The organism is Flavobacterium sp. T12S277 (assembly GCF_048514875.1).
Taxonomy (GTDB): Bacteria; Bacteroidota; Bacteroidia; order Flavobacteriales; family Flavobacteriaceae; genus Flavobacterium.
In genome coordinates, this window is the sequence record NZ_JBLYEG010000054.1 from 1 (window position 1) to 2759 (window position 2759).

1 protein-coding gene is annotated in these 2759 nt (G+C 40.3%); it reads right to left on the bottom strand.

Features of this window, described 5'->3' with window-relative positions:
• Positions 1-2660 (bottom strand): DUF6443 domain-containing protein (locus ACN1CN_RS22660; RefSeq protein WP_419137947.1); only part of this gene is annotated, 2660 nt, incomplete at its 3' end.
• Positions 2661-2759: the final 99 nt, after the last annotated feature.

Genomic DNA, 2759 nt, shown 5'->3' on the forward strand with positions numbered 1-2759 from the left:
TTGTACTGATAGATATATTTATAAGAACTTCCAGAAGGCTCTACATAACCTTCGGCTGTTGGGAAAAACTTCAAAATACTGCTGTCATACTGGTAGCCTCCCAGATAATCTGTTTTTATGGCAGTTCTACCCGTTTCGTTGACAATTTTCTGTACTTTTTGTCCAGCAGCATTGTAAATATACACAATATTCCCGGTGGTTGCAAAGGTTATTTGTGTAGGTAAGTTCAAGTGGTTGTAAGTAATAGCCGTGATGTTTTTATTGGTGTCAGCAGTCATATTACCATTAAGGTCATAGCTGTACTGGTTTGCGGTATTGGTTTGGGCAATTGGAGTAGTAAAGCCAAAATGATTGTTTCCTTCTTCTTTTACTCTTGTTAATTGGTTACCTTGATACGAATAAATCATATAATCCATCCACTCTAAATTTGCCTGAGTAACTACATCTCCTGAGCGGTGCAGGAAAGCAATATTTCCGTTTTTGTCGTATTGCAGTTTTTCAAAATAACTTGAATTTTGAGCAGCATTTGTATTATTCCTAAAATCGGCAGCTGTTAGTCTGTTAAGTTTGTCATAGCTGTAATTGTAATTTCGGAGAACGGATTCTGAATTGACCGTTTTCCAGTGGGTTTGACTGATGTTTCCATTGTACAGTGCAACTCCTCCCGCAGTAGGATTGTTGTAATTGATCTGGAAAGCAAATAAATCTTTTGGATCAGCTCCCTGAGTTAAAGCATCTACTTTATTGATCTCTTTAAGCCATCCGCGAATGTTGTAGGCATAATCTATTTTTTGAGTATTACCACCTACTTTTTTAGTAATCAATTGCCCTAATTCGTCATAACTGTTATCCGCTAAGACTTCAATAGCACCGTTGTTTATTTGGTGGGTCTGTGTCAGCAATCGATCCTGAGGCGAATAGGTAAAAACCTCTTTTGTCATCAGTTCCGTATCAGCGGCTGTTCTTTTGTGTCGGGTAATGCTATACTTCAATTGTCCTGAAAAAGGATCCAGATTGCTGTCAGTATACGTATAACCTCCTAAGTAATTTTGTGTATAGGTTCTAACGGGTCTTGCTTTTGGCTCATAAAAAGTAGCCGTGGTTTCTCCTGCTGTACTGGTACTTGTAGTAAGAACTCTTGTCCAGGAAGCCGTTGTAAGTCCCTTTACCTCGTTTGTAGTTAAAGTAGTCTGCCCCTCTACAGTTGTTGGTATTGCAATACCCCAAGTTGGGAAAGTATAGTTGTCATAATAATTAACAGTAAGAAGTTTGAAGGAAACTGGTGCTACTACATTGGTGTAATAAGCCGCAATACCATCCAGAGTTCCACTGCTTTGTTTGCTTTCGTTAATAGTGGTAAGAGCAGAATTATTCTGAGCAGCTTGCAGGCTTGTTCTTCCGGCAGCAGTTGCAGCAGTAGCATTCATCCATCCGGTATATATTGGTCTGCTGAAAGCGTCGTATTTGGTGATAATCCATCCTGAGGAAGTGATATCTGAGAATGGAGAATTCACGGGTCCTGTGGCGACCACTCTGTCGAGTTTGTCGTATACGATGAACTCCCATTGTTTACCTGGCAGTTTTTTCTCCACCAGTCTGTTGCGGTAATCGTATTTGTATTGGTAACACAGATTATCTAAGATCCCCTGAGTTCCGGTATCAATAACAGCACTAAAAGTACTTCCTGTCTGAGCATGAAATCCCGGTAACAATCGAATCGAGTTGGTTGCTGTTAGAGACAAAGAATTTCCTGAAGTTACGACTGCCGAAGAAGTAACATCTGCTTGTATTCCTGTGGAGGCACCAATAAGATCTACTGCTTTTGGAGGGATCACATAAGTAAGATTCCCGTAAATATCATAAACATAATAAGTATCATGTTTTTCGTTAGTAGTTCCGGCTCCTACAGTACCATAGGTTCTTTTAAGGACAACCTGACCCTCTTTGTTTTTAAACTCTACAGTTGACCCGTTTGCTTCGGTGGGTACAGCGGCAGTATTTTCATCATAAGTAACGGTTTTATACAATTGATTGAGAGCATAATGGGTGTTGTTGTTTAAAAACGAAATGGCATACAACCCTGATCCTGCATCCCAGGACGTATTGGCGATGAAGAGTTTTACTTCTTCAGCCCCGTTGGTTTGGTAGTCCATTTTGATTTCATGTCCGAACCCTAAGCTCCAGTCGTTTCCGGGAGCAGCTTGTCTGAAAACACGATTCAGCGGAGAGGCTTCGAGCTCTTTTTTGCTATAAGGATTGGTAGTGGCCTCCATAGCAGGGTTTCCAGTAAGTGTTGGATCAGGGGTTGCGTAATAGGACGATACATTGGTCCCTGCTAAGGGATCAAAAGCCATGTTTGTATTGACCGATTTAAAAGGCAGGTATTCTTCTGTCTGTCTTCCAAAACTGTCATATTTAATATGGGTAATGATGTCCTTACCGCTATTGGACTGTTGTCCGGCAACTTGCTGGATTGGTCTTCCAAGTCCGTCAAAATAAGTAGTATTTTGAGCTGCTTGTGCCGGTGTTGGGTTTAGAGGTATTGTAGTTTCTGTAAATCCTTGTTTATATGTCGTGGTCTTGATATAATTCTGGGTTGTGGTCTGTGCAATGGCCATAACAGGAAACAAAACCAAAAGGAGTTTAATTGCTTTTTTCATGATGCTTCTGGTTTATTGTTTGTAATTGTATTGGTTTTCAGAAAGGACCTTATCATTTTTGTCTTTGACAAATTTGAGTCTTCCTAAACCGTCATAGGT